This is a genomic window from Pseudomonas sp. RT4P38 (assembly GCF_054897765.1).
In genome coordinates this window covers 738,504-763,771 of the sequence record NZ_CM142703.1, presented here as the reverse complement: position 1 = coordinate 763,771, position 25,268 = coordinate 738,504, and the positions used below count along the sequence as shown (strand labels likewise).

Annotated in this window: 20 protein-coding genes and 1 riboswitch; of the genes, 2 read left to right on the top strand and 18 right to left on the bottom strand. The window is 59.0% G+C overall.

Annotated features, from left to right (window positions below; genetic code table 11):
• Positions 1–156 precede the first annotated feature (156 nt).
• From parC to ACYZT7_RS03435, 8 genes are all read right to left on the bottom strand, one after another.
• A complete protein-coding gene (parC, locus tag ACYZT7_RS03470; RefSeq protein WP_462039962.1) occupies positions 157–2,424 on the bottom strand; it encodes a DNA topoisomerase IV subunit A in 2,268 nt (755 codons plus the stop codon).
• Between the two features lie 7 nt (positions 2,425–2,431).
• On the bottom strand, positions 2,432–2,956 hold the full coding sequence (locus ACYZT7_RS03465; RefSeq protein ID WP_462039960.1) for a retropepsin-like aspartic protease family protein: 525 nt from the start codon (positions 2,954–2,956) through the stop codon (positions 2,432–2,434).
• Positions 2,953–3,942, bottom strand: a complete 990-nt coding sequence (locus ACYZT7_RS03460) for an esterase-like activity of phytase family protein (RefSeq protein WP_462039959.1) — start codon at positions 3,940–3,942, stop codon at positions 2,953–2,955. The genes ACYZT7_RS03465 and ACYZT7_RS03460 overlap by 4 nt, the downstream gene beginning before the upstream one ends.
• Positions 3,942–5,846 (bottom strand): DNA topoisomerase IV subunit B, encoded by a 1,905-nt coding sequence (parE, locus tag ACYZT7_RS03455; RefSeq protein WP_462039958.1) that lies wholly within the window; start codon positions 5,844–5,846, stop codon positions 3,942–3,944. The genes ACYZT7_RS03460 and parE overlap by 1 nt, the downstream gene beginning before the upstream one ends.
• A gap of 54 nt (positions 5,847–5,900) precedes the next feature.
• Positions 5,901–6,509 (bottom strand): YqiA/YcfP family alpha/beta fold hydrolase, encoded by a 609-nt coding sequence (locus ACYZT7_RS03450; protein ID WP_462039957.1) that lies wholly within the window; start codon positions 6,507–6,509, stop codon positions 5,901–5,903.
• A gap of 195 nt (positions 6,510–6,704) precedes the next feature.
• The gene (gene cpdA / locus ACYZT7_RS03445; RefSeq protein WP_461968125.1) at positions 6,705–7,520 is read right to left on the bottom strand and encodes a 3',5'-cyclic-AMP phosphodiesterase; all 816 of its coding nucleotides are present in this window, start codon (positions 7,518–7,520) and stop codon (positions 6,705–6,707) included.
• A gap of 108 nt (positions 7,521–7,628) precedes the next feature.
• The gene (locus tag ACYZT7_RS03440) at positions 7,629–8,081 is read right to left on the bottom strand and encodes a DUF1249 domain-containing protein (protein WP_282376656.1); all 453 of its coding nucleotides are present in this window, start codon (positions 8,079–8,081) and stop codon (positions 7,629–7,631) included.
• The gene (locus ACYZT7_RS03435; protein ID WP_462039956.1) at positions 8,072–8,689 is read right to left on the bottom strand and encodes an NUDIX domain-containing protein; all 618 of its coding nucleotides are present in this window, start codon (positions 8,687–8,689) and stop codon (positions 8,072–8,074) included. Before ACYZT7_RS03435 ends, ACYZT7_RS03440 begins: the two co-directional genes overlap by 10 nt.
• 228 nt (positions 8,690–8,917) lie before the next feature.
• Between ACYZT7_RS03435 and ACYZT7_RS03430 the strand changes: the two genes are divergently transcribed.
• Positions 8,918–9,664: an RsiV family protein gene (locus tag ACYZT7_RS03430; RefSeq protein ID WP_462039955.1), complete on the top strand. Its 747-nt coding sequence runs from the start codon at positions 8,918–8,920 to the stop codon at positions 9,662–9,664.
• On the opposite strand, the gene cytX is transcribed toward ACYZT7_RS03430, so the two are convergent.
• The gene (gene cytX, locus ACYZT7_RS03425; protein WP_462039954.1) at positions 9,633–10,925 is read right to left on the bottom strand and encodes a putative hydroxymethylpyrimidine transporter CytX; all 1,293 of its coding nucleotides are present in this window, start codon (positions 10,923–10,925) and stop codon (positions 9,633–9,635) included. The genes ACYZT7_RS03430 and cytX overlap by 32 nt on opposite strands.
• 145 nt (positions 10,926–11,070) lie before the next feature.
• The gene (gene thiC / locus ACYZT7_RS03420; protein WP_046056450.1) at positions 11,071–12,960 is read right to left on the bottom strand and encodes a phosphomethylpyrimidine synthase ThiC; all 1,890 of its coding nucleotides are present in this window, start codon (positions 12,958–12,960) and stop codon (positions 11,071–11,073) included.
• Between the two features lie 163 nt (positions 12,961–13,123).
• Positions 13,124–13,229, bottom strand: a riboswitch (TPP riboswitch).
• A gap of 191 nt (positions 13,230–13,420) precedes the next feature.
• Between thiC and ACYZT7_RS03415 the strand changes: the two genes are divergently transcribed.
• Positions 13,421–14,854 carry a TolC family outer membrane protein gene (locus tag ACYZT7_RS03415; protein WP_462039953.1) on the top strand — a complete coding sequence of 478 codons (1,434 nt, stop codon included), beginning with the start codon at positions 13,421–13,423 and terminating at the stop codon, positions 14,852–14,854.
• A 75-nt stretch (positions 14,855–14,929) separates the two neighbouring features.
• Here ACYZT7_RS03415 and ACYZT7_RS03410 read toward each other — a convergent pair whose 3' ends face one another.
• From ACYZT7_RS03410 to ACYZT7_RS03375, 8 genes are all read right to left on the bottom strand, one after another.
• Entirely contained in the window at positions 14,930–15,223 is a 294-nt protein-coding gene (locus tag ACYZT7_RS03410; RefSeq protein WP_462039952.1) for a fructose-bisphosphate aldolase, read from the bottom strand.
• 502 nt (positions 15,224–15,725) lie between these two features.
• The gene (locus ACYZT7_RS03405; RefSeq protein WP_462039951.1) at positions 15,726–16,382 is read right to left on the bottom strand and encodes a transposase; all 657 of its coding nucleotides are present in this window, start codon (positions 16,380–16,382) and stop codon (positions 15,726–15,728) included.
• Positions 16,383–16,690: 308 nt separating this feature from the next.
• Positions 16,691–17,653: a hypothetical protein gene (locus tag ACYZT7_RS03400; protein ID WP_462039950.1), complete on the bottom strand. Its 963-nt coding sequence runs from the start codon at positions 17,651–17,653 to the stop codon at positions 16,691–16,693.
• Entirely contained in the window at positions 17,650–18,075 is a 426-nt protein-coding gene (locus ACYZT7_RS03395; protein ID WP_462039949.1) for a hypothetical protein, read from the bottom strand. Before ACYZT7_RS03395 ends, ACYZT7_RS03400 begins: the two co-directional genes overlap by 4 nt.
• Positions 18,072–19,001 carry a hypothetical protein gene (locus tag ACYZT7_RS03390; RefSeq protein WP_462039948.1) on the bottom strand — a complete coding sequence of 310 codons (930 nt, stop codon included), beginning with the start codon at positions 18,999–19,001 and terminating at the stop codon, positions 18,072–18,074. The genes ACYZT7_RS03395 and ACYZT7_RS03390 overlap by 4 nt, the downstream gene beginning before the upstream one ends.
• The gene (locus ACYZT7_RS03385; RefSeq protein WP_462039947.1) at positions 18,949–22,269 is read right to left on the bottom strand and encodes a toxin VasX; all 3,321 of its coding nucleotides are present in this window, start codon (positions 22,267–22,269) and stop codon (positions 18,949–18,951) included. Before ACYZT7_RS03385 ends, ACYZT7_RS03390 begins: the two co-directional genes overlap by 53 nt.
• On the bottom strand, positions 22,266–23,099 hold the full coding sequence (locus tag ACYZT7_RS03380; RefSeq protein WP_462039946.1) for a DUF4123 domain-containing protein: 834 nt from the start codon (positions 23,097–23,099) through the stop codon (positions 22,266–22,268). Before ACYZT7_RS03380 ends, ACYZT7_RS03385 begins: the two co-directional genes overlap by 4 nt.
• Positions 23,096–25,165 (bottom strand): type VI secretion system Vgr family protein, encoded by a 2,070-nt coding sequence (locus ACYZT7_RS03375; RefSeq protein ID WP_462039945.1) that lies wholly within the window; start codon positions 25,163–25,165, stop codon positions 23,096–23,098. The genes ACYZT7_RS03380 and ACYZT7_RS03375 overlap by 4 nt, the downstream gene beginning before the upstream one ends.
• Positions 25,166–25,268: the final 103 nt, after the last annotated feature.

Sequence of the window (25,268 nt, the reverse complement as noted above, 5' to 3'; positions counted from 1 at the left end):
CACAAGGCTAACCACAGTGAAAATACTCAAAAAATACAAAGAACGCTCAGCCACGCCGGCGCTTGAAAGGCCATATCATCCGTGAATATGCGTTCCGACTCCAGCGCCAAAGCGTCGATCTACGCGTTAAATCGTAGATCGAGCGCTCTAGGACGCTTAATTGAGGTTTTCGACGAGCAGCGCATCTACCCTTTGAAAGCCACGTGGCAGTTTGTTACCACGACGTCCGCGCTCACCTTTGTAGTGTTCAAGGTCGTCTGCTTTCAGCGACAAGGTACGTTTTCCGGCCTGCAGCACCAACGTCGCGCCATCCGGCAACACGGCGATGTCCGTGACATATTCTTCGCGACTGGCGACACGCTCACCGGAGATCCCGATGATCTTGTTGCCTTTGCCCTTACCTAATTGTGGCAGATCGCTGATCTTGAAGATCAGCAGGCGACCTTCGGTGGTCACCGAGGCCAACCAGTTCTGCTCACGATCGGCCACCGGACGCGGCAGAATCACCTTGGCGTTGTTCGGCAGGCTCAACAGCGCCTTGCCCGCCTTGTTCTTGGCTTGCAGGTCTTCACCCTTGACCACGAACCCGTAACCGGCGTCGGACGCGATCACATACAGCGAATCGTCTTCCGGCATCAGCACGCATTCGAAGCTCGCCCCTGGTGGCGGCGTCAGACGACCGGTCAGTGGTTCGCCCTGGCCACGGGCCGATGGCAGCGTGTGTGCGGCCACCGAATAGCTGCGACCGGTGGAGTCGATAAACACGGCGAACTGGTTGGAGCGACCGGGCGCCAAGGCCTTGAAACCATCCCCGGCTTTGTAGGAAAGCCCGGTGGCGTCGATTTCGTGCCCTTTGGCAGAACGAACCCAGCCTTTTTCCGACAGGACGACGGTCACTTTCTCGTTCGGCAGCAGATCGTGCTCGGTCAGGGCCTTGGCTTCGGTGCGCTCGACGATGGGTGAACGACGGTCGTCGCCGTAGGTTTCGGCGTCCTTGATCAGTTCGGTGCGTACCAGTTTTTTCAGCTTGGCTTCACTACCCAGCAAGGCTTGCAGCTTGGCCTGTTCCTTGAGCAGTTCATCCTGCTCGGCACGCAGCTTCATTTCTTCCAGGCGCGCCAACTGACGCAAACGGGTGTCAAGGATGTAATCGGCCTGGATTTCGCTCAGGGCGAAACGCGCGATCAGCGCCGCCTTCGGGTGTTCTTCGGTACGGATGATGTGAATCACTTCATCCAGGTTGAGGTAGGCGATCAACAAACCGTCCAACAGGTGCAGGCGGCGCTCGACCTTGTCGAGGCGGAATTGCAGGCGTCGACGCACGGTGTTGACGCGGAACTCCAGCCATTCCACCAGCAACGCACGCAGGTTTTTCAACTGCGGCTTGCCGTCCAGACCGATGATGTTGATGTTGACCCGGTAGCTCGACTCCAGCTCGGTGCTGGCGAACAGGTGCTGCATCAGCGCATCGTGGTCAAAGTTTTTGCGTGCGCCCGGAATAATCACGATCCGGCACGGGTTTTCGTGGTCGGATTCGTCTCGCAGGTCAGCGATCTGTGGAGCCTTGGACGGCTTGGCCTGCATCATCGCCGCGATCTGCTCCAGCACCTTGGCACCGGAGACCTGATGCGGCAGCGCGGTAACGATGATGTCGCCGTCTTCAATGTGGTACACGGCGCGCATGCGCACCGACCCCTTGCCGGTTTCGTACATTTTCAGCAGATCGGCGCGCGGCGTGATGATTTCCGCTTCGGTCGGGTAATCCGGGCCCTGAATGTGTTCGCAGAGCTGTTCGACCGTGGCTTTGGGCTCATCGAGCAAACGCACGCACGCTGTCGCGACTTCGCGCAGGTTGTGTGGCGGTACGTCGGTGGCCATGCCCACGGCGATGCCAGTGGTGCCGTTGAGCAGGATGTTCGGCAAACGCGCCGGCAACACCAGCGGCTCGTCGAGGGTGCCGTCAAAGTTCGGGCCCCAGTCCGCGGTGCCCTGGCCCAGTTCGCTGAGCAGCACTTCGGAATAACGCGACAGCCGCGCCTCGGTGTAACGCATGGCGGCGAAGGACTTGGGATCATCCGGCGCACCCCAGTTACCCTGGCCGTCGACCAGCGTGTAGCGGTAACTGAACGGCTGGGCCATCAGGACCATGGCTTCGTAGCAGGCCGAATCGCCGTGCGGGTGGAACTTACCGAGCACGTCACCGACGGTACGCGCCGACTTCTTGTGCTTGGAATCGGCGTCCAGCCCCAACTCGCTCATCGCATAGATGATGCGTCGCTGTACCGGTTTCAGGCCATCGCCGATATGCGGCAAGGCACGGTCCATGATCACGTACATGGAGTAGTTGAGGTAGGCATTTTCGGTGAAGTCAGCCAGTGACCGGCGTTCTACACCGTCCAGGCTGAGATCAAGGGAGTCGCTCATGCGGGCCTCATCGGTTCGTTGTCTGGCGCAGCAGCATGGTGCCACCGCGCTGGGTAAATTCAAGTTTGTTCAGCGCGCTCATACCGAGCAGCACTTGATTGCCATCCAGGCCCGGCACAACGAGGGCTCGAACATCACGCAGCACAATGTCGCCCAGTTGCAGCCGGTCAATGCGGGTTCGATAGCCCTCGGTACGACCGCTGGCCGTGCTCAGGGTCACCCCGAAGCCTTTTTCCAGTTTCAGCCGTTCGGCCATACCACCCGGGATTGCCACATCAGTCGCCCCGGTATCGAGCATGAAATCCACCGGCTGGCCGTTGATCTGGCCGCTGGCGACAAAATGTCCCTGGCTGTTACTGGCCAGTTTCACTTCGATAAAACCTTCGCCCTGTTGCGAACTGACAACCGCGTTCGGATTCTGCTGGCGCTGTTCCCACTGACCGAAAAACCGTGTGGCCAGAAACAGCGCCGCGCACCAGGCCAGCACCAACAATACTCGACCGGCGCGTTTGCCCGGTGGCTGCTGACTCATGGCTTGGCACTCCAGCCACCTTCAGGCGCGGCAAAACGCCAGACGATCGGGCGTTTCTCGCCATCGGCGCGGGCATCGTTGTTGTTGTCGGTGCCGATCCACGCCCCCTCTGCGTCGATAACCAACGCTTCGGTCAGGCCGTAGGGATCTGAATAACGGCGATGCGCCTGCAAGGCTTCATTGGCAAACGACCAGCAGCGCTCGACCTTGGCCGTCACCGAATCACGGCGGCAGATCTGGTAGGCGTTGCGTTCAAGGGTGAACAGCTTGCCGTCGAACAGCGATAGATCGGCAAAGTCCCGAGATACCGCTTTGGCTCGGGGAAACTGCGCCGGCTGCATTTCTTTCCCCGCTTCGCTCACCAACACGCAACCCCCATCGCAATCCCAGACCGTCTGTTTGCGCTTGATCAGCAGCAATCCACGACTTTGACGCTCGGCAGCGAGCCACAATTGATCACCCGCCGGATTGATCGCCAGGCCCTCGAACAACGCATTGAAGTGCAGCAGCATGCCGCTGGCCCGGGCTTCGCGAATCAGAATCGGCGAGATCTTCAGCCAGGACGATGGCCCAACGGGCGGCACTTGCAGAACCGCCGCATGGGATTCACTGACGATGTAGCGATTACCCGCGCCGTCGCAGGTGATGCCTTCAAAATCCAGATCCCCGCCCCGGACAAACGACGCCACCCAGGTCCGAGAACGCAGCCCCCAAGGCAAATCGCTGTCAGGCACCGCAGGTACGTCGATGCCCACGGTTTCAGCCTGCCAGACGGTATCGCGGGTATCGAGGCGGTAAATCTGATCATCATCGCGATCGGACACCGTCCACATATCCTTGCCACACTGGGCCAGCCCCGACAGGTTGCCGCCGCGCATACCGTCAACGGGATGCTCGGACAACAGGCGCAGTTCCGGCACCGGTTCGGCAAACGCCGTCACCGAGGTCAGCAGTAACGCACACGCCAGGGCAAAGCCAACCCGCATCAGCCAAGAACCTCGGCCAGGTTGCCTTTGGATTCCAGCCAGGATTTGCGATCACCCGCGCGTTTCTTCGCCAGCAGCATGTCCATCATTTCTGCTGTAGCGTCGTAATCTTCAAGCGTCAGCTGCACCAGACGCCGAGTGTTCGGGTCCATGGTGGTTTCGCGCAGCTGCGGCGGGTTCATTTCACCCAGACCTTTGAATCGTGTGACCTGCGGCTTGCCACGTTTCTTCTCGGCCACCAGACGATCGAGGATGCCATCGCGTTCGGCTTCGTCCAGGGCGTAGTAAATCTCTTTGCCCAGGTCGATGCGGTACAGCGGCGGCATGGCGACGTAGACGTGACCGGCATCCACCAACGGGCGGAAATGCTGGACGAACAACGCACACAGCAAGGTGGCGATGTGCAGACCGTCGGAGTCGGCGTCGGCGAGGATGCAGATTTTGCCGTACCGCAGCTGGGCGATGTCCGCCGAGCCTGGATCAACACCGATGGCCACGGCAATGTTGTGCACTTCCTGACTGGCCAGCACTTCGCTTCCGTCGACTTCCCAGGTGTTCAGAATCTTGCCACGCAAAGGCAGGATCGCCTGAAACTCTTTATCCCGCGCCTGCTTGGCCGAACCGCCAGCGGAATCACCTTCCACCAGGAACAGCTCGGAACGCATCGGATCCTGCCCGGCGCAGTCGGCGAGTTTGCCCGGCAGCGCTGGCCCTGCAGTGATGCGCTTGCGCTCAACCTTTTTGCTGGCCTTCAGACGGCGGCCGGCATTGTTGATCGCCAGTTCCGCCAGCAGCATGCCGGTTTCAGGGTGGGCGTTGAGCCACAGGCTAAACGCGTCCTTGACTACCCCGGACACGAACGCGGCCGCTTCACGGGACGACAGACGCTCTTTGGTCTGGCCGGAGAATTGCGGCTCTTGCATCTTCATCGACAGAACGAAAGCGATGCGTTCCCAGACGTCTTCCGGCGCCAGTTTCACGCCACGAGGCAGCAGGCTGCGGAATTCGCAGAATTCGCGCATCGCATCGAGCAAGCCCTGTCGCAGACCGTTGACGTGGGTGCCGCCCTGAGCCGTCGGGATCAGGTTGACGTAGCTTTCCTGCACGCTGTCGCCACCTTCCGGCAACCACAGCAGCGCCCAATCGACCGCTTCTTTGTTACCGGCCAGGCTGCCGCAGAACGGTTCGTCCGGCAGGCGTTCAAATTCGCTGACCGCGTCGACCAGGTAGGAGCGCAGGCCGTCTTCGTAATGCCATTCGACTTTCTCGCCGGTGGCCTTGTCTTCAAAACTGACCAGCAGCCCGGGGCACAGAACGGCCTTGGCCTTGAGCACGTGCTTGAGGCGGCTGATGGAGAATTTCGGCGAATCGAAGTACTTCGGGTCCGGCGCGAAGAACACGCTGGTACCGGTGTTGCGCTTGCCGACGGTGCCAATGACCTCCAGCTCGGTTTGCTTGTAACCATTGGCGAAGGTCATCTGGTATTCGTTGCCGTCACGCTTGACGCGCACCCGGACTTCGTTCGACAAGGCGTTGACCACGGAAATACCTACCCCGTGCAGACCGCCGGAGAACTGGTAATTCTTGTTGGAAAACTTGCCGCCCGCGTGGAGCTTGGTGAGGATCAGCTCGACGCCCGAAACGCCTTCTTCGGCGTGGATATCCACCGGCATGCCACGGCCGTCATCGCTGACTTCCAGGGAGTGATCGGCGTGCAGGATGACCTGCACCGACGTCGCATGCCCGGCCAAGGCTTCGTCGACGCTGTTGTCGATGACTTCCTGGGCGAGGTGGTTCGGCCGACTGGTGTCGGTGTACATGCCGGGGCGTTTGCGCACCGGGTCGAGGCCCGAGAGGACTTCGATGGCGTCTGCGTTATAAGAGCTAGCGCTGGGAGTGGCCATGGGGTCTCGTCGTCCGCCTGTAAAAAGAGTGTTCTGTGAAAAAGAGGCGATGACTCACAGTGCTGTGAAATCGATCGCCTGATACAAATCTGCGCCGATGCCGGCGAAACTCAGCATTGCCGGAAGTTGCTCGGCAAAACCCTGGAAACTATGGTCGCCGCCGGCCTGGATGCGCAAGGCACAGGCCCGGTAGTACTGCTGGGCGAGGCGGTAGTCCAGCGTTTCATCGCCGGTCTGCAACCACACCTGATACCGCTGCGGGTCCTGGGGCGCCGGCACTTCCAGCTCGGCCAGGGCCGTCACGTGGTCGTGGGTCAATTCCCAGGCCTCATCGGTATACAGGTTTTTCTGCGTCCCCAGATACCCGTCGAACATCCGGTGCGGACTGACGGCAGGGTTGATCAACAGGGCCTTGAGGTCATGGCGCTCGGCCAAGTGAGTCGCATAGTAGCCGCCGAGTGAGCTGCCGACCAGCAGTGGCCGCCCCAGCTCTTCAATCGCCCGATCTAGCTGACCGATGGCCTCGCGCGGATGGTGATGCAAGGCCGGAACGCGCAACTGATCGCTCAAGCCCAGACGCTCCATCACATCGATCAACTGACAGGCCTTTTTGGAGGCAGGCGCGCTGTTGAAACCGTGGATATATAGGATCGAACCGGACATTTGAGCTCCCTGTGCGTCGGGTAAAGAGGCGCAGTTTACAGGGAGTCGGGGGGATCCGCAGGATTCAGGTTGCCTGAGCCGCCGCCATCGCGAGCAAGCTCGCTCACACACTGGATCTGCGTCGTTCACAAATCCCCTGTGGGAGCGAGCTTGCTCGCGATGGCCGCGACTCGGTCTTTGGTAGTAACAAAAAAATCAATAGCCGTTCGAACCGTAATCGACCTCAAAGTCGAACCCGGTGACGCGTTCCACGCCGGTTTCGAGACGGCCATCCGGCAAAAGCCGCAACCAGCGGTACCCTGGGGCTTCGTCACTCACCTTGAAATCATCACTGCCCGGTTCGAACTGAATACACGTCGAAGGCGAAGCAATCAAACGTACGCCATTGCGAACCTGGTCGATCTCTTGATGCACATGCCCCCACAAAACAGCGCGAACCTGCGGAAACCGATCGAGCACCGCAAACAACGCCTCAGGATTACGCAACCCGATCGGTTCCATCCACGCACACCCGATTGACACCGGATGATGATGGAAGCACACCAGATGATGCCGCTGCGGTGCCTCGCTCAACGAACGGGCCAGCAATTGCAACTGCTCATCCTGCAGATACCCCGGCACCGAACCCGGCACGGCCGAATCGAGCAACGTGACCCGCCAGTTACCGACATCCACCACCGGCTCCAGCAACGCACTCTGCACGGCCGCTTCGGCCATGATCTGTGGCTCATCGTGATTGCCGGGTATCCAGCGCGCCGGCGCATCGAGCTGCCGGGTCAGGTCGCGAAACAGCTGATAGGACTCCAGCGTCCCGTCCTGAGACAAATCACCGCTGGCGATGATCAGATCAATCTGCGGCTGCTGAACCCGCACCAGCTCGATGACCTTTTGCAGACTGTCACGGGTATTCATGCCCAACAACGTCCCGTCCGTCTCGGCAAACAGATGACTGTCGGAGAGTTGCACCAGCAACGCCGAATCGGCGGTGGTTAATGTGGATACGCTCGGCAAGGCGTTCTCCCAGGGCTGAATCACGGGATTGGATGAGTGCCGCAATTATGCTGGGGGACGATCAAAAGGGGAAACCTGTGAACCTGACCCAGTTCACAACTAGTGCACTCAGCGTACAACCGCGTACTCATGCCCACACGCCAGACAATGGCTCAGCCATTCGCCCAAGAACATATTCAGCTGGGCCTTTTCGTCCGGCTGATGCATTGAGGCATTCGGGTAAGGATAGATGCCGCGAAAGCGTCGCGCATGTTCGGCGCTGACCACTTCGGCCATGCACGCGTCGTGATAGACCTGCACTTCCAGTTGCGGCACCGGCAGCCACGGCAGGCTGTGTTCCTGGCGCACTTGCAAAGTCGTCGTGTACGGACAGACCTGCAGCACTTCGAGGGCCAGCACGCCGAGCATCTGGTCGCCGTGGGTCACGGCAATGCGCCGCGCCTGCGGCTCGTTGCGCATGTCCGGTAGCAGTCGCATCAGGCGCGCGTAGTTGGCCTCGCAGGAGGCTTGCAACCCCACAAGGTCGACCCGATAGCGATCGCGAAGTTTATTTACGACCATAACCCCCTCACTTCAGCGCGGTTCAAAGCAAGCCATTGCAAAGCAATGATGCTGGCCGCGTTGGCAATTCGTCCGTCGCGTACGGCCTGCAGGGCATCTTCAAAGGCCCAGACCGTGACGCGGATATCTTCTGCTTCTTCCTCCAGCCCATGCAAGCCGCCAACCCCGGTACTGTCGCAGCGCCCCAGGTACAAATGCACGAATTCATTGCTGCCGCCCGGCGATGGAAAATATTGGGTCATCGGCCAGAGCGCCCCGAACACAAGCCCAGCTTCCTCCTGCGCTTCGCGGTGAGCAACTGCTTCCGGTTCTTCATCCTTGTCGATCAGACCAGCGACCAGTTCGATCAGCCATGGATTGTCGATTTTGCCCATGGCACCGACGCGAAACTGCTCGATCAACACCACTTCATCGCGTTGCGGATCGTACGGCAGCACGCACACCGCATCGTGGCGAACGAACACTTCACGATTGATCTCGCGACTCATGCCACCGGCGAACAGTTCGTGGCGCAAGTGCACGCGATCGAGCTTGTAGAAGCCCTCGTAGCACTTTTCGCGCCGAACGATCTCAACGGTGGCCGGAATGGCGTTGGCAAAATCAGTCATGACAATCCTCTTTACTGAAAATCCGTTACGAGGCTCCTTTTTGTTACTTGCAACCTCGACTTCGCGCCATCCTAACGCGCCCGCGGCGTTTGATGCAGCCCCTTTCCAGACAGCGGGATAGACGGCAGGGCTGTAAACAACTCTAATTAGCTTAGTGGCGAACTGATTACTCCGCTGACAGTCGAAGCGGGTAACTTTTCGCCTTTCCCTGTTTTATGAAGGACGCCCATGTCGCTTTTTAAAATCGCCTCCGTGGCCGCAATCGCCCTGACTCTGGGCGCGTGCCAGAGTTTGTTCCAACCCAACTACCGGGCGCCGCTGGAAACCACCCGCGATGCATCGGAACAGTTGAAACCTGGCTGCACCACGCCTGATTGCCCGTTGGTAAACATTGATACGCTGCGCTTCCCAGACGAACCGCAGTTGGACGGCATCCTCGAAAAACGCCTGCTGCAAATGACCCGCACCTCGCCCGACGCCCCAGTGGCGCCGACGTTGGCAGCGTATCGCGAGCAATTTTTGAGCAGTGCCGGCCCGCGCTACAGCAGTTACCTGCAAGCCAAGGTACGTGAGCAGCATGACGGCTTGGTGATCGTTGAATTCTCCAGCTACCTGGACACCGGCGGTGCCCATGGCACGCCGGGCCGCAGCTTCATCAACTACTCACGCCAGCAACACAAGGTGCTGACACTGTCGGACATGTTGGTGCCTGGGCAGGAAGAGGCATTCTGGAAAGCCGCGCAGGTAGCGCACAACAGCTGGCTGATCAGCACCAAGCTCGATCAGGAGCCGGAGTTCCTGAAGAACTGGCAATTCCAGAAAACCCAAAACGTGGCGCTGACCTACGGCGGCGTGATCCTCAAGTACGAAACCAGCACCATCGCGCCTTACGCGCTGGGCCACATCGAACTGAAGATCCCTTACCCTCGTCTGAACGGCATTCTCAAGCCCGAGCTGTTTCCTGGCCGTAACTGAAGGCTCGACCCAGAATGAGCTGCAGCAGCCCTGCCAGAATCAACGCCGGCAGGGTTGCGCCGATGTCCGGATACAGATTAGCCAGCAAATGATAGGTGCTCACGCCGCCCAACCAGGCGAGCAGCGCCGGCCAGCGCAATGCGGCTGACGCCACGCGAGCACTGCGTTTACGCAGGATGAAGTGATCCACCAGCACCACGCCAAACAGCGGCGCAAACACCGAACCGATCAATAGCAGGAAGTTCTGGTACTGGACCAATGGTGCCAGACAGGCGATCAGGATGCAGATCACACCGATGGCCAGCGCCAGATGCTCGACTTTCAAGCGCAACAGAATCCCGCTGGAAACGGCCGCCGAGTGAATGTCAGCGAACGCTTTTTCCGACTCGTCCAGCAGGATCAGCAGCAGCGGAATCCCCAAACCGGCACCGGCCAATGCCAACAGCAAGGCATTCACTTCGCCGCTCGGCGCAAACGCCAGGGTGTAAGCCACGCCGAGACTCATCAGCCAGAAGTTACCGATAAAGAAGCCCAGCGCCGTGCCGCCGAACACGTTTTTCGCACGCTTGCCGAAACGTGAGTAATCGGCAATCAGCGGCAACCACGACAGCGGCATAGCGATGGCAATGTCGAAGCCCACGGCGAACGACATCGAACCGTCACCGGCCTGCGCCCACAACGCGGCCAGATCGGCTTTGGCAAACAGGTTCCAGGTCAGCCAGATGCACGCGGCCAGCAGCAGCCAGATGCCCCACTTGCGCAGGATCTGCCGCACGAACGTCAGCGGGCCGCTGATAGCCAGCAAGGTTGCCAAACCACCAAAGAACACGGTCCAGAGCAGCGGATTCGACAGCAGACTGCCTTCACTGAACGCCCGCGCGCCGAGCAGACTGGCGGCGTCGCGCATGACGATGATTTCGAACGAGCCCCAACCGATCAGTTGCAGCAGGTTCAGCACGGCCGGCAGGCTCGCGCCTTTTGCACCGAGGCTGAGTTTCAGCGCGGCCATCGACGACAGACCGGTGTCGCTGCCGATCACGCCAACGGCGGCCAGCAACAGAACGCCAACCAGGGTGCCGAGAAAGATCGCCAGTAGCGAGCCGGACAGGCCCAGACCTGGCGCGAGCAATGCACCGGTCTGCAGGACCATCAGGCCGATGCCGAGGGAGAACCACAGGGAAAACAGATCGCGACCGCCAAAGACACGTTTGTCGATCGGAACCGCAGAATCCGGGGAGTAAGTGCTGGGTTGAATGCTCAAGGGTGTTATCTCAGAGGGACATTTGTTGTGATCGTTCCCACGCTCCGCGTGGGAATGCAGCCCGGGACGCTCCGCGTCCCAAAGCGTGACGCAGAGCGTCACAAGAGGCATTCCCACGCAGAGCGTGGGAACGATCAATACTGGATCAAACCTTCTTGTACAGCTGACTGCCTTCCTGTTTGAACCGCTCTGCCTGGTCCGCCAATCCCTGGGCGACTTCGGCATCGACGGTTTCGATCCGTTGGTTGGCCGCGTATTCGCGGACTTCCTGGGTGATCTTCATCGAACAGAATTTCGGTCCGCACATGGAGCAGAAATGCGCGACCTTGGCCGAATCCTTCGGCAAGGTCTCGTCGTGATACGAACGCGCGGTGTCCGGATCAAGGCCCAGGTTGAACTGATCTTCCCAACGGAATTCGAAACGCGCCTTGCTCAAGGCATTGTCGCGAATCTGTGCACCCGGATGCCCCTTCGCCAGATCGGCGGCGTGCGCGGCGATCTTGTAGGTGATGATCCCGGTCTTCACGTCATCCTTGTTCGGCAGGCCCAAGTGTTCCTTCGGCGTCACGTAGCACAGCATCGCGCAACCGAACCAGCCGATCATCGCCGCACCAATACCCGAGGTGATGTGGTCATAGCCTGGCGCGATGTCAGTGGTCAGCGGGCCGAGGGTGTAGAACGGCGCCTCGTCGCAGCATTCCAGCTGCTTGTCCATGTTCTCTTTGATCAACTGCATCGGCACGTGGCCCGGGCCTTCGATCATGCACTGCACGTCATGTTTCCACGCAATTTTGGTCAGCTCGCCGAGGGTTTCCAGCTCACCGAATTGTGCAGCGTCGTTGGCGTCGGCAATCGAGCCCGGACGCAGGCCATCGCCCAGCGAGAAGCTGACGTCGTAGGCCTTCATGATTTCGCAGATGTCTTCGAAATGGGTGTAGAGGAAGTTCTCTTTGTGGTGCGCCAGGCACCACTTGGCCATGATCGAACCGCCACGGGAAACAATGCCGGTCACGCGTTTGGCGGTCAGCGGCACGTAGCGCAGCAACACGCCGGCGTGGATGGTGAAGTAATCGACGCCCTGCTCGGCCTGTTCGATCAGCGTGTCGCGGAACAGCTCCCAGGTCAGGTCTTCGGCAGCCCCGCCGACTTTTTCCAGGGCCTGGTAGATCGGCACCGTACCGATCGGCACTGGCGAGTTGCGGATGATCCACTCGCGGGTTTCGTGAATGTGCTTGCCGGTGGACAGGTCCATGACCGTGTCCGAACCCCAGCGAATACCCCAGGTCAGTTTCGCCACTTCTTCTTCAATGGACGAACCCAATGCGCTGTTGCCGATGTTGCCGTTGATCTTCACCAGGAAGTTACGGCCGATGATCATCGGTTCCAGTTCGGTGTGGTTGATGTTGGCCGGAATGATTGCGCGACCGCGGGCGATCTCTTCACGGACGAACTCGGGGGTGATGATTTTCGGCACGCTGGCGCCAAAGCTGTGACCGGCATGTTGCTGGTCCAGCAGGCCAGCGGCGCGAGCCACTTCAAGCTTCATGTTTTCGCGGATGGCGACGTATTCCATCTCGGCGGTGATGATGCCTTTGCGGGCGTAGTGCATCTGGCTGACGTTGGCACCGGCCTTGGCCCGGCGCGGGTTGTTCACGTGAGCGAAACGCAGCTTGGTCAGCTCCGCATCGGCGAGACGTTCCTGGCCGAAGTTGGAACTCAGACCCGGCAGACGCTCAGTGTCGCCACGGGATTCGATCCACGGCGAACGCACATCGGCCAGGCCTTTGCGCACGTCGATGATGACGTTGGGATCGGTGTACGGGCCGGAGGTGTCGTACACAACCACCGGCGCGTTGATCTCACCGCCGAAATCGGTCGGGGTCACATCAAGGCTGATTTCGCGCATTGGCACGAGGATGTCCGGGCGAGAGCCCTGAACATAGATTTTTTGCGAGCGGGTAAACGGCTGAACCGATTGCTGATCGACTTGGGCCGAATCACTCAGGTTCGTAGTGTTTTTTAGTTTTATCGTCATCACGGGCTCTCCAAACACATCCAGGCAGTGGATTTTTGTCGGAGCGAACCTGTAATCGAATGGACGCACGGGCGCTGGGAAAACCAGCAGTGCTGTGCTCAGTGCTCGAGGGGTGTTCGATTGTCGAACAACATCCCGGACGAAGCACAAGAGGACTCGCCGGGTGACGAGAAATCTTGTTCCCTACGCAGGCGCTAACCTGATCAGGTTCAACGGGATCCGAAATTATTCGATCTCAGCCTCATAGCAAGGCACCCCGACAAGAACCCGGCCAGTCTAGACACAACTGCCAAAGAACGCCAACACCGCGGTAAACACCATGATGAATGGCGCAATTACAGGATTGTTGCCATGCGGATGCCCAACTACACTCGCACCCCATGTCCCGCCTTGACGCTGTGCGGGCTGCGCCGTACCTTTGGCGCTCAAATTATCAGCGTAATTTTTTAGGGATCGCCTCATGCTGCGCAAACTCTCACTGGCCCTTGCCGTGTCTTGTGCGTCCAACGGAATGGCCTGGGCAGCAGAAGCGCCCTTATCGACCAAAACCGACCTGGTCAGCGTCTACCAGGAAGCGGTGGACAATAACGCCGACCTGGCTGCCGCTCGCGCTCAGTACGGCGCGCAGAAAGAAGTCGTACCCCAGGCCCGCGCCGGGCTGCTGCCGAACCTCTCCGGCGGTGCCGAAGTGGCCAACGTGCGCACCTCGATCGACCAGCCCTCGGCCGTTGCCAATCGTAGCGCCCATTCCTATCAGGCGACCCTGGCCCAACCACTTTTCCGTGCCGATCGCTGGTTCCAGTATCAGGCCGCCAAAGACGTCAACGAACAGGCCGCACTGCAACTCTCGGCGACCGAGCAAAACCTGATTCTGCAAACGGCCGAAAGCTACTTCAACGTGTTGCGAAGCCAGGACACCCTCGCCTCGACCAAGGCCGAAGAAGCGGCGTTCAAACGCCAGCTCGACCAGTCCAACGAGCGCTTCGACGTCGGCCTGTCGGACAAGACCGACGTGCTGCAATCGCAAGCCAGTTATGACACTGCGCGAGCCAACCGGATCGTCGCGCAGCGTCAGGTCGATGATGCGTTTGAAGCCCTGATCACCCTGACCAACCGTCAGTACAACTCGATTCAGGGCATCGTCCACACGTTGCCGATTCTGCCGCCGGCACCGAACGACGCCAAATCCTGGGTCGACACCGCCGCCAAACAGAACCTGAATTTGCTGGCCAGCAACTACGCCGTCAGCGCCGCCGAAGAAACGCTCAAGCAGCGCAAGGCCGGCCACGCGCCCACCGTCGACGCCGTGGCGAAATACGAGAAGGGCGACAACGACGCCATGGGTTTCAGCAACCCGAACGCCTTCGGCCAGCCTTACAGTGGCAACGTCGAGCAAACGACGGTGGGTCTGCAACTGAATATCCCGATCTACAGCGGCGGCTTGATCAACTCCCAGGTGCGCGAATCGTACTCACGCCTTGATCAAACCGAACAGCAACGCGAATCCCTGCGTCGTCAGGTGGTGGAAAGCACCCGCAACCTGCACCGCGCGGTGAACACCGACGTCGAACAGGTGCAAGCGCGCAAGCAATCGATCATCTCCAACCAAAGCGCCGTGGAAGCGACCGAAATCGGTTATCAGGTCGGCACGCGAAACATCGTCGACGTGCTGGATGCGCAACGTCAGCTGTACACCTCGGTGCGCGACTACAACAACACTCGCTACGACTACATCCTCGACAACCTGCGCTTGAAGCAGGCCGCCGGCACTTTGAACCCGGGGGATTTGCAGGATCTGGCGCGTTATCTCAAGGCTGATTACAACCCGGATAAAGACTTCCTGCCGCCGGACCTGGCGAAGGCTGCGGCGGAGCAGCTCAAAGCGCGGCCCTAAAAGCAAAAAGATCGCAGCGCTGTAACAGCATTAAAAAACCCGCAGAAATGCGGGTTTTTTATGACTGAAAATTGGCTACTGATTTTTGGGCGTTTCAAATCCGCGCTGCTCAATCACCCGAAATACATCGCTTATATCCTGGACCATGATCCGGGCGATGTTGGTGACGGTGTTGATATCGTTCTCGGCGTAGTCCGGCAGGCTGGTGCAGGCCATCAGATGCAAGTATTTGAGGACGGCATTGAGGCGTTCGCTGACGCAGTTGTGGAGTTCGCGTAGCGGGGCGTCGCTGTCGATGAGCAGGACGGGGTAGTCGGTGGCGAATTGGGACATGGGGGTGAAGCGGCATGGCGGATTGTACATTGTCATAAGTAAAACTCCTCGATTCTAAAAGAAGAGCTACTTCCGTTCGCTGCGAAACGAATGGGGTGGTAGCTGTGTGCGGGTTCGCAGACCGAGGATACGAGGAACCCGGCAGACCCGAAGGTCTCCCACACACAGCCACCATAAAACGGACTACGAGCGCTGATGCGACCGTCGTTGCTTTTATGATGCTCGGTTACACGTATCGTAAGGGCTGCGAAACCCTGTCGCTGACTGTTATCGGCGACGTGGCGAACTATAAGCGGCGACTTTGGCGGCTGCAACCGGGGTGTAGGACCAAGCACGTCATGGTGGCGATGGTGTGGCCGCCCCGTTCGGCGGCGCAGCCGGCGTAAATCGGGCGGTGCGGTGCGTCAGCAGGAATGCGGTGGCAGGGTTTGGGGCTGCTTCGCAGCCCAACGGGGGCAAGCCCCCTCGCCGCAATGGGAGCAGTCCTACAAGTTTTGCGGACATGAAAAAAATCAAAAGATCTCAGCCTTCGCAGCGCCTATTTTTTTGAAACAAATCTGCCTTTACGCGTTCCTTGCGGATAAATAGAGCGCGTTGCCTTGTCCAGGTGACCACCCTGACGCACAAAACTGACCGCTTCGTTATTACGACGACTGCGCATCCAGGTGATCCATCCCAAGAGTTCGGGGTGCCCCAACGCTTCGATCAACAATAAAAACTGTTCACGCCAGCGCGTACTGCCGCCCATGCCCAACCCTGAGCGCCGTTTAAGGTCCGGGATACTTTGGCCATCCATCACCCCTTTCACGAAATCGATCCAGAGTTCAGGTCGAATCATCCCGACCAGCGGCGTCCCGGACAGAATGGAAAAGCAGGTCACGCAGGGATCGCACTTGAACTTCGGGCGAATGCCTTTAATTCGATAGGTCCGCGTTCCCCCACACCTTTGGCACGTCGCGTGCTGTGCGTTCAGCATCGTTTCAATCCAAGTGATGACCGCTTGCTGTTGCGCTGCAATGTGTTCGGGCGGTTGCAGGTTTTCCCGGTAATGGCGTGTCGTCCACCACTGATGCAACTCAGGACACTCCTCAGCCATCGCCTCTTGAACCGCCTGCCCCCAGCTGAAGTAGACCTTGTGGTTCACCCCCAAACGAGGCGCGATCTGGACGCTGGACCAACCGGCCAGCAGGTACACGGCAAACGTTGACCACAGGTCCATCCGGCGCAGGTGTGCAAAGGGCGAATCGCTCAAACTGTTGCAGCTCTTGCGACAGGAACCGCAGTAGTAACGTGGGAGCCGTTGTAGGGCCAAATGATTTTGCAGGTTCAAGTTGGTGTGGCCACACCAGGGGCAGTACTTCACTCGCCGATGTGGCAATTCGTGCAGATAGCGAATCAAACGATCGGCGTCGGGGCGCAGGTTCGCCGGGAGGCATACGTCGTAGTCCGGTAGTTCGCCGTGTCCGGGAGTTGGTAGTGAGGGAAGTTGAGACATTACAGTTTCTAAGACTGTTCCATAAGCAACGCTTGTTCCGCCTGCGCGGCCAGTTCAGCCTCGCGTTTGGCTATAGCTTCTTCCAGCTCTGGAGAGCGTTTGGCCCACTGCTCGGGGGGTAATGGTTTTGACCATTCGATAATGCAGGGATAGGGCAAGTCGGGTGGCGGCGATAGCTTCCAGACTTGCAACATCATTGCCAGCGGAGCACCTAGAAGTACGGCCGCAATGACCAGCCATAACGCCTTGCCAACTTCCTGCGCTACCAAGTGTTGCCTAATGCCATCTAGATACTCACAACAAATTCCCCAAAAGACGCTCCTACCCCTCAGCTTTTCTCGTCCGCCCTCAAAGTCATTTGTGATTGGCAGAACCTGCGGCCCAATCTCCATGTAACTGCGCATGCACTCCCACAACGCCATCGCCGTGGTGCCGCCTCCACAGTTGAAGCCTAGGGAGAAATGCTTGTTGTCGTCCTTAGCCAGCGGGTCCGGGTTTTCGAAACCGATGATCAATAAACCCATCGTCGCTTTACCGGCTTGGCTGACCGACGACTGCTGGGTGGCTGCTGCCGTCACGGTTTCCCAGGGCACAATCCAGTACTCGCCGTCGTTGCGGGGGACGCAGACTTCTCGACGTTGGCGGTTGAAGCGCACGGGTAGGGGCACTTCGCGGAATAGACCATAGACCACAAGCAAAATAGGGATGCCCACGATGATTAGCCCTCCGCCCCATATCAGAGGATCGGGAGTGAAGTAGTTCAAGAGCGCAAACAGCAATACCATCGGCCACAGAACCATTACCGCCGAACCGATGCTGTAACTGCCAATATCGATAAACACCTCGTTCTTACGCCAGATGGTGTTGAGTACGTCCTGCGGTTTCTCTCCGGTAGGGATGGGCAACGGCGCCAGGTAGTCATTGCGCGAAAATATCCTTCTTTTCGTGGTACCTGCCGCTTGCGTGCTCATGCTTTGTCCTTGGGTTGCAGGTAAATGGCGCCGGGGTGGTCCTCGCCGAGCGGGTAACTTGGCGCAGAATCCAGTTGAGGCGTCGGGTCGGTCTGCAGCTCTATCACGCCTGATGTGTCATTCAAGGTAAAGGCAAGCCCTCGCTCGCCGCCGATAAAGGTGCGGGCGCCGAGCATGGCGGTCAATGGCGTGCGATAACGCAATCGGAGCGAAACAGTGCTGGGTGGCGTGCCCAATACGTTCGGCAGCGTATTAAAGGGGCCACTCAGGCGTAAGCCCTGACCTTCCTTGAACGGTATCCACTGACAGGCGCTGCTGGATAACCAGTGAGGCGTCACGTCTCGCCAAGGACGAGGTGGCTTGTAGTTGTTGATCGGGCTGTTTTTGATCAGATCGCGGTAGCCCTGGGTGTTCGCCGTCAAGCCAACTCTCGCTCTGCCTGCGTGGCCAGTTCAGCCTCGCGTTTGGCTATGGCTGCTACTAGTTCTGGGGAGCGTTTGGCCCACTGCTCGGGAGGCAAGGGTTTTGACCATTCGATGATGTCGGGATAGGGCAGGTCTGGCGGCGGATTCAGTTTCCACCGCTCAAGGACGTCGATTAGCAACGTATTGAAAATGAAGATCCCGCAGAAACCTTCCCACAAGATGGTTAAAGGCCAACCTCTCAATTTTGCAGCTTTTACAAGATCGTCCAGATAGGTCGCCCATATCCCTTTAGACCTGTCGAAACGTGCTGTTTGATCCTCAACAGCCTCCGGACCAATCTCCATGTAACTGCGCATGCACTCCCACAACGCCATCGCCGTGGTGCCGCCTCCACAGTTGAAACCCAGCGAAAAGTGTTTGTTGTCTTCCTTGGCCTGCGGGTCTGGGTTTTCGAAACCGATGATCAATAAGCCCATCGTGGCTTTACCAGCCTGACTGACCGACGAGTGCTGTGTGGCGGCGGCTGTGACGGTTTCCCAGGGCACGATCCAGTACTCGTCATCGTCGCGGGGTACGCAGACTTCTCGGCGCTGGCGATTGAACCGAACGGGGAGGGGCACTTCGCGGAATAGGCCATAGACCACAAGCAAAATAGGAATGCCCACGATGATTAGCCCTCCACCCCATATCAGAGGATCGGGAGTGATGTAGTTCAAAAGTGCAAACAGCAATACCATCGGCCACAGCACCATTACCGCCGACCCGATGCTGTAGTTGCCAATATCGAGAAACGCCTCGTTCTTACGCCAAATGGTGTTGAGCACATCTGAGGGTTTTCTACCCGTAGGGATGGGTAATGGCGCCAGGTAGTCATTGCGCGAAAAAGTCCGTTTTTTCGTGGTACCTGCCGGTGGCGTGCTCATGCTTTGTCCTTGGGTTGCAGGTAAATGCGCCGGGGTGGTCCTCGCCGAGCGGGTAATTGGGCACACGATCCAGTTGGGGTGTCGGGTCGGCCCGCAGTTCTATCACGCCAGTTGAGTCATTCAGAGTAAAGGCAAGCCCTCGCTCGCCGCCGATAAAGGTGCGGGCGCCGAGTATCGCGGTCAATGGCGTGCGATATCGCAAACGTAGCGAAACAGTGCTGGGTTTTGTCCTCAATACGTTTTCCAGCTCTTTGAAGGGGCCGCTCAAGCGTAAGCCCTGACCTTCCTTAAACGGTATCCACTGACAGACGCTGCTGGACAGCCAATGAGGTGTCATATCTCGCCAAGGACGAGGTGGCTTGAAGTTACTGGTCGGGCTGTTTTTGATCAGATGGCGGTAGCCTTGGGTATCCTCCGGGTCACCGACCATGCTCAGTTCCAGATAGGCACTACCCGGCTCCGCCCCCGGCAAATCGATCGTCAGGGCATTGATTGAGCTGACGAAAGCGAGGCCTGAAGGGCCATTACCAGCGGTCGACTCCGAGTTGCTTTGCATGCTGACCCGAGGGGCATAAAGGATGAAGTACAGCCGGTCGAGCTCGTCCTGTTGGGCTTTAGGCGAGATAGGTTCCAGATCAATAGCTCGTAATTTTGACCAGCAGCAGAAGCTCAGGAAGTTTTGCAGAGGCGTCCGCTCAAAGAACCAGGTAGTCAGGTACAGCACGCCCAACACGGCAATGATCCAGTTCAACGGTCCCATGTACAGCGTGTAACGCAAGATGGCGACTTCGACCTCGACTAATCCCGCCAAGGCTCTGCCGGTTTGGGCCATCCCCAACAGTGCCTGAGCACCAAAAGCACCGACCTGCCCAGCGACCACGTTCTGACGCATCTCCAGCCACGGATCGACATGAGTATGGGCTCGCTCTAGCTGAGTTTGCAGAGATCTGTATTCGTTCACTGCGGCGGCAAATGACAATCCACCAATCACCCCACCAAACAGCGTAAGCGTCGGAGCCGCAGATGAACGAATCAGGAACCGATCCTTCCCCAACCCCACCCGCACCTGATTATCAACCACCGCCACCAACGCTGCGGCAGCATATAGCGTGGCGGAGGCCGTATCGTATTGGCGCTGGTCGTCCATCCCCTCCAACACCCCGGCCTGACTCAAATAGTTATGCGCATTCAGCACGTTCAACAACAACGCCGCCAACGGCACCACCCCGCCGCTATTAGCCACAACAGGCGAGTTAACTATCCGCCCAACCCGCCCGGCACCAATGGCCTTCCCGGTCGCCTTCGCCCAGTCGCCCAGTGCTTCGGCCTGTTGCCCCAACAACTTCCACACCTGCCGGCCGGCCTCGGTCACGAACTGCAAACGCGTGTCGCTGCCCAGGCGCGCGGCGACAAAGACGCCCATCCATGAGCGGCTAAAGTTGTTGCTCCCCTTGAGCAACAACAGTGAAGCCGCCAGTCGGTTGACTAACACACTCCATTGGCTGCTGGCGTCTCGGGCCATGGCCGCGATGTCGTCTAGAACCGCTGCACTCAACGGCGCCAATGCCTGGTGAGTGGCGCTGATGTTGTCGGAGGCCAGTGCGGCCATCAGCTCGCCCAGGCGAGAGGTGTTGTTAACGGCCGCATCGATCGAGGGGGTCCAGGCGCTGAACAGTTGTTTCAGGGCACCGCCGTCGGCGGCTCGCACGTAGTCGGCGTATTGCTCGGCGCCCTGGGCGCGCAGGCATTGGGCGGTCAGGCAGCCGGTGGCCAGTTCGGTCAGCCAGTGGCGAGTGTCCAGATCGGAGTAATCGACAAACCAGGTGCCGCTGAGCGAGCGGTTGAGGTACATGCCCCGGTCGCCAAACAACGCGGTGTGACGCTGTTCGATCTGTTGGTAGTGCGCCGCTGCGGTCTGCGCGAACCAGGTATTCATCGCCTCGAGGTCGATGTACTTGCCGACCTTGGCACTGAAGAAATGGTTGTTGAGGTTGGCGTGCTTTTCAGCGCGGTATTCGCGGACGACGAATTCCACTTCGTTGTACAAGTCCGCCGCAATAAAGGCCCGTACCGGGGCGACGATGGCTGCGATTCGTGCATCGCGGGCGGCGGCTTCAGTCTGAGTGGGCTGACCGCCGTATTGACGGGCCCGGGCTTCAGCCTTGAGTTCCTCATCCAGCCGATGCTGGGTGTCGAGCATGACTTGGCCCTGTTCGGGCGTGAGGGTGATGTCTCGGGCCTTGTAGCGGTAGCTGATGGACCCGGCCAGTTCGGCGCCATCTTCAGTGATCAGGCTGCGAACAAACCCACCAATGCTCAGGCGCAGGTTGTTATCACCTAGCCACTTTTCGTGACGCGCCTCGACCCATTCCTGCTCATGGTTGATATCACGCAGCACGCCCAGATCGTCATCGAGGCAGGCAAAAACGGAAAAAAGGTCCTTGGCGTGTGCCTTGGCGCTTTCCAACCAATCCTGAATGCCCTGGCCATCCCAAGGTTCGGCGCTCCACTCGCCTGGCGCTTGATCGCTGGCCTCGGGGTATTGGGCTAGGACTTTTTCGCGCTCACGCGCGAGTTGCATGGCGTCGGTGTAGGCCTTGATGTTGACCGGGGTCGGCTCTTTCATCAGCGTTGCGCCCAGTGCCTCGGTGTCCTCGGCGCCCCGTAGCTGGTCCACTTTCATCGACCGGGCGAAGGTATTGGGCAGGAGTTCGGCCATGACCTCAACGGCTTTTTCCAGCGGCGGGCAATGCTCGGCTTGCAGTTCGTTGGCCACGGTGCGCAACGCCACATGACGCATGTGCGCACGACGTTTGGCGCTGCTGTCGCTTAGCGACTGGCAGTGCTCGGGGTTCAATGGGAACTCGCTGTAGAGCATCCAGGCGTCGTGGATTTTTTCCAGGGCCAGGCCCGTCAATGTACCGTCGAGCACCGGGGTCGCATCGGCGTCGAGCGCTTGCTCTTTGAGCAGACCATTCGGCGAGACGGCATACCGTTTAAGGGGGTCTTTGTCCTGCCACAGATAAACAAACCCGGCCCGCAAGCGACGCGCCGCCATGGGGCGGCTTTGCGTGGTGACGCCGGGAACGCAGCAAGGATTGGCGGCCTTTTCTTCAGCCAAGGCATAACGCACGGGCACGACGAAAATCTCGGCCTGGCTGGCCGGGCACGGCGTAAGCGTACTGTTGATATCGACGTGAGGCTGAGCCTTGGCGGCGCGTTCGGCCTGAGCGGCTCGGTCGATCATCGCTAGTTTTTCTGCGCTCATTGGCAGGACTCCTTGCCGGTGAGCTGCTGACGCGTCAGTTCGGCATTCAGGTTATCCAGCCGTTGCTCGGGCGAGACACCGGGCTCGGCCAACATCCTTCGGTAAGCGGCGTGATCAGGTGCATCGGGAAAGTCAGTGCCCAGCGCAGCGTGGAAGCGAGCCCAGAGCAGGACTTCATCGATGGCGCTGTAACCGTAACGTTCGGCAGTGTGCTGGCAGTGAGATGCCCACTGTTGCAATGCAAAGTCGTCCAGCCCTTGCAGGTATTCGGAAAAGTACTGTTGGCAGTGTTCGATCAATAGTTGAGCGAAACGCTGCCGTTGAGCCGCGCCCAAGTGATCCAGTTGCTCCGCAGGCAAGAACAACCACGGCTCTTGCGCATACTGTGCAGCGGGCTGATCCGGGTTTTCTTGATGGATATCCAATTCCGGGAGCCGGATCAGTCGTATAGGACCCATCAGGCGATCACGCTCGCAGGCGGCCAACTGCGCTAGCCACAATGCCGAGATACGCGGGTCGTGGTAACGGAACAAGACCGTGACATCCCCCGCGACACGGACGTGAATCAGGCTCCGTAAATGCTCAAGAACGACCGCTTCTTGCGCCTCTGACTCCAACCAGATACCACACGTCGCGCTCCAGTCCCGAAAAAAGGTCTGGGCTAGCGGACTATTAGGGGAAACAGGCAGCAGTACCGGCCCGACTTCCTCCAATGGGCTATAGGCAGTTGTCTGATAGAGCGATTGAGACGTTGTGCTCCCCAGCTCAAATAGACGCTCGGGCAGACGTTCAATCTGGGCGCGATCCAGCAGTAGATAAGCCTGACTCATGCCGATATCTCCGCCAGTTTTTGACACACGGCACAGATCGGCGCGGCCTGTTGTGCTGCCTGAGTCAATGCCAGTTTTTGCGCGGCCAGGGATGGCGCAATCAGGGCCTGCGCAGCCACTGGAACCAATGAAAGCGCGGATTGAACAGGCACACCGGCTACCGGAGCCCCACCCTCGACAATGGCCACGCTGCTGAAAATCCCGCCCGAGTTGATCACGATGTGGTGCCCGCCAGCCTTAAGCGTCAGGCTCATCCCCGCATCGATCACCACGTTCGCAGCGGTGACATGGGCGTGAGGTCCAGCCTGAATCACCAACGTGCCGCCTGCCGTGGTGCTGCTGTTACCGGTAATGGAGATCAGCTCATTGCCACCGACCACCGTGTTGCGCACACCTTGGGTGGTGTGCAACTCGTCGCCCTTGATCAGGCTGGCGCTGTGGTTGTCCACCTGCTCGAAACGGTCGTTGCTGATCAGGCTGTGGCTGTCCCGAGTGATCTGTTCGCGACGGTCGTTACCGATCTTGGTGTCGCTGTCGTTGAGGACCAATTGCTCGATATCGCGCTGCGCGCGCAGGTAGATTTTTTCCTGCCCGGCGCGGTCCTCAAGCGACAGTTCGTTGTAACCACCGGTGTGCGGAGAGCTGTGGCTGCGCAGCACGGTTTTGGTTTTGTGCTCGGGCAACGAATACGGCACTGAGGTGACAGTGTTGGCCACACACCCGGTGATCAACGGTTGGTCGGGGTCGCCTTCCAGGTAAGTCACCACCACTTCCATGCCGATGCGCGGGATGGTCACCGCGCCAAAGTTTTCACCCGCCCAACTCGATGACACCCTTAGCCAGCAACTGCTTTTTTCGCTGTTGAGTTCGGCCCGATCCCACGGCAGCTCGACACGGACACGGCCATATTCATCGCAATAAATCTCTTCGCCGACCGGCCCGGTCACGCGAGCGGTCTGGCTGACCAGTACGGTTTTGCGTGGACGCAAAGGTGGACGGTAAAACACGTCCCAGGGAATGGCGCGGAAGCGGTTGCGATAGCCTTGGGTAAAGCCGTCTTCGGGTTTTACGTCGCTGGTAATGGCCTCTTCCAGTGACTGAGGTTGCTTTCCAGCGTGCGTCACGCTGAGCAACAACCACAAATCGTTGCACGTTTTGCGCGGGTGTTCGGTCAGGTCGAAGAAGTGACCGCAGCGCAACGTGGGCTGATCGCTGTTGCCCTCGGTCAACTGGTAATCGGCACGGTGCCGCTCCAAGGCCTGACGAGCGAGTTGTTTACCGCGTTTTTCGTTCTCGATTAATGCGGGGTAACGATAGTCTTCGAGCTCAGGGCTGAACTCGGCAGTAAAGCGACTTTCCAGCAGCAGACTCGGTCGTTTCAGGTCATAGTCCCGGCGCGTGACCGTGCTGGTACGGGTGCGGAAACGCATGGAAAACTGGCTGACCACCGGGTGCTCTGCCACCATGCCGGAGTCTTGCTGATAAGGCGTTTCGCCCAGTTTGGGGAAGTAGGTCTGGTCATCGGTGAACACCAGCAAATGACCGTCTGGCGAATACTGGTGATGCCAGGCGATGCCGTCCTCGGCGCATAAACGTTGGACGAACTCGAAGTCATTTTCCCCATATTGGGTGCAGTATTCGCGCTCGGGGCTGGTGCTGACATGGAAGGTAAACGCATCGGCCTGAATGCCGTGACCTTTGAGCACCTGAGCAATAATTTGCGGCACCGTCAGGTTCTGGAAAATCCGCTGATTGTGGCTGAGCTGCAAATAATGCAGCGTCGGTACGAGGGTCAGGTGATAACGAGTCAGGCGCTTGCCGGCCTCACCCACGAACACGTCTTCGATCCGACCGTGAAGGCCTTCGCCATTCAGGCCAAATTGAAGAAACGCGGGTTGGCTGAGCAGACTCTCCAGCTCGAAATCAGGGTGTTCGCTGACCAGTTCAATCTGGATCGCATACAAGGCGCTGATGGCCTCAACACCGTCAAAGACGAGGACTTTGAAATCGTTACGAACAGCGGGGATGTGCAGCACGAAGTGCGCCGTATTGGCCGATCCGAACATACGCTTATCCTTAAGCAAAGAGGAAATGAAGCGCGATGTCCAAACCGTCCATGGTCTGTGCACGCGAAACTGGCGGGCACGTTATCAACGGGGGAAAAAGATT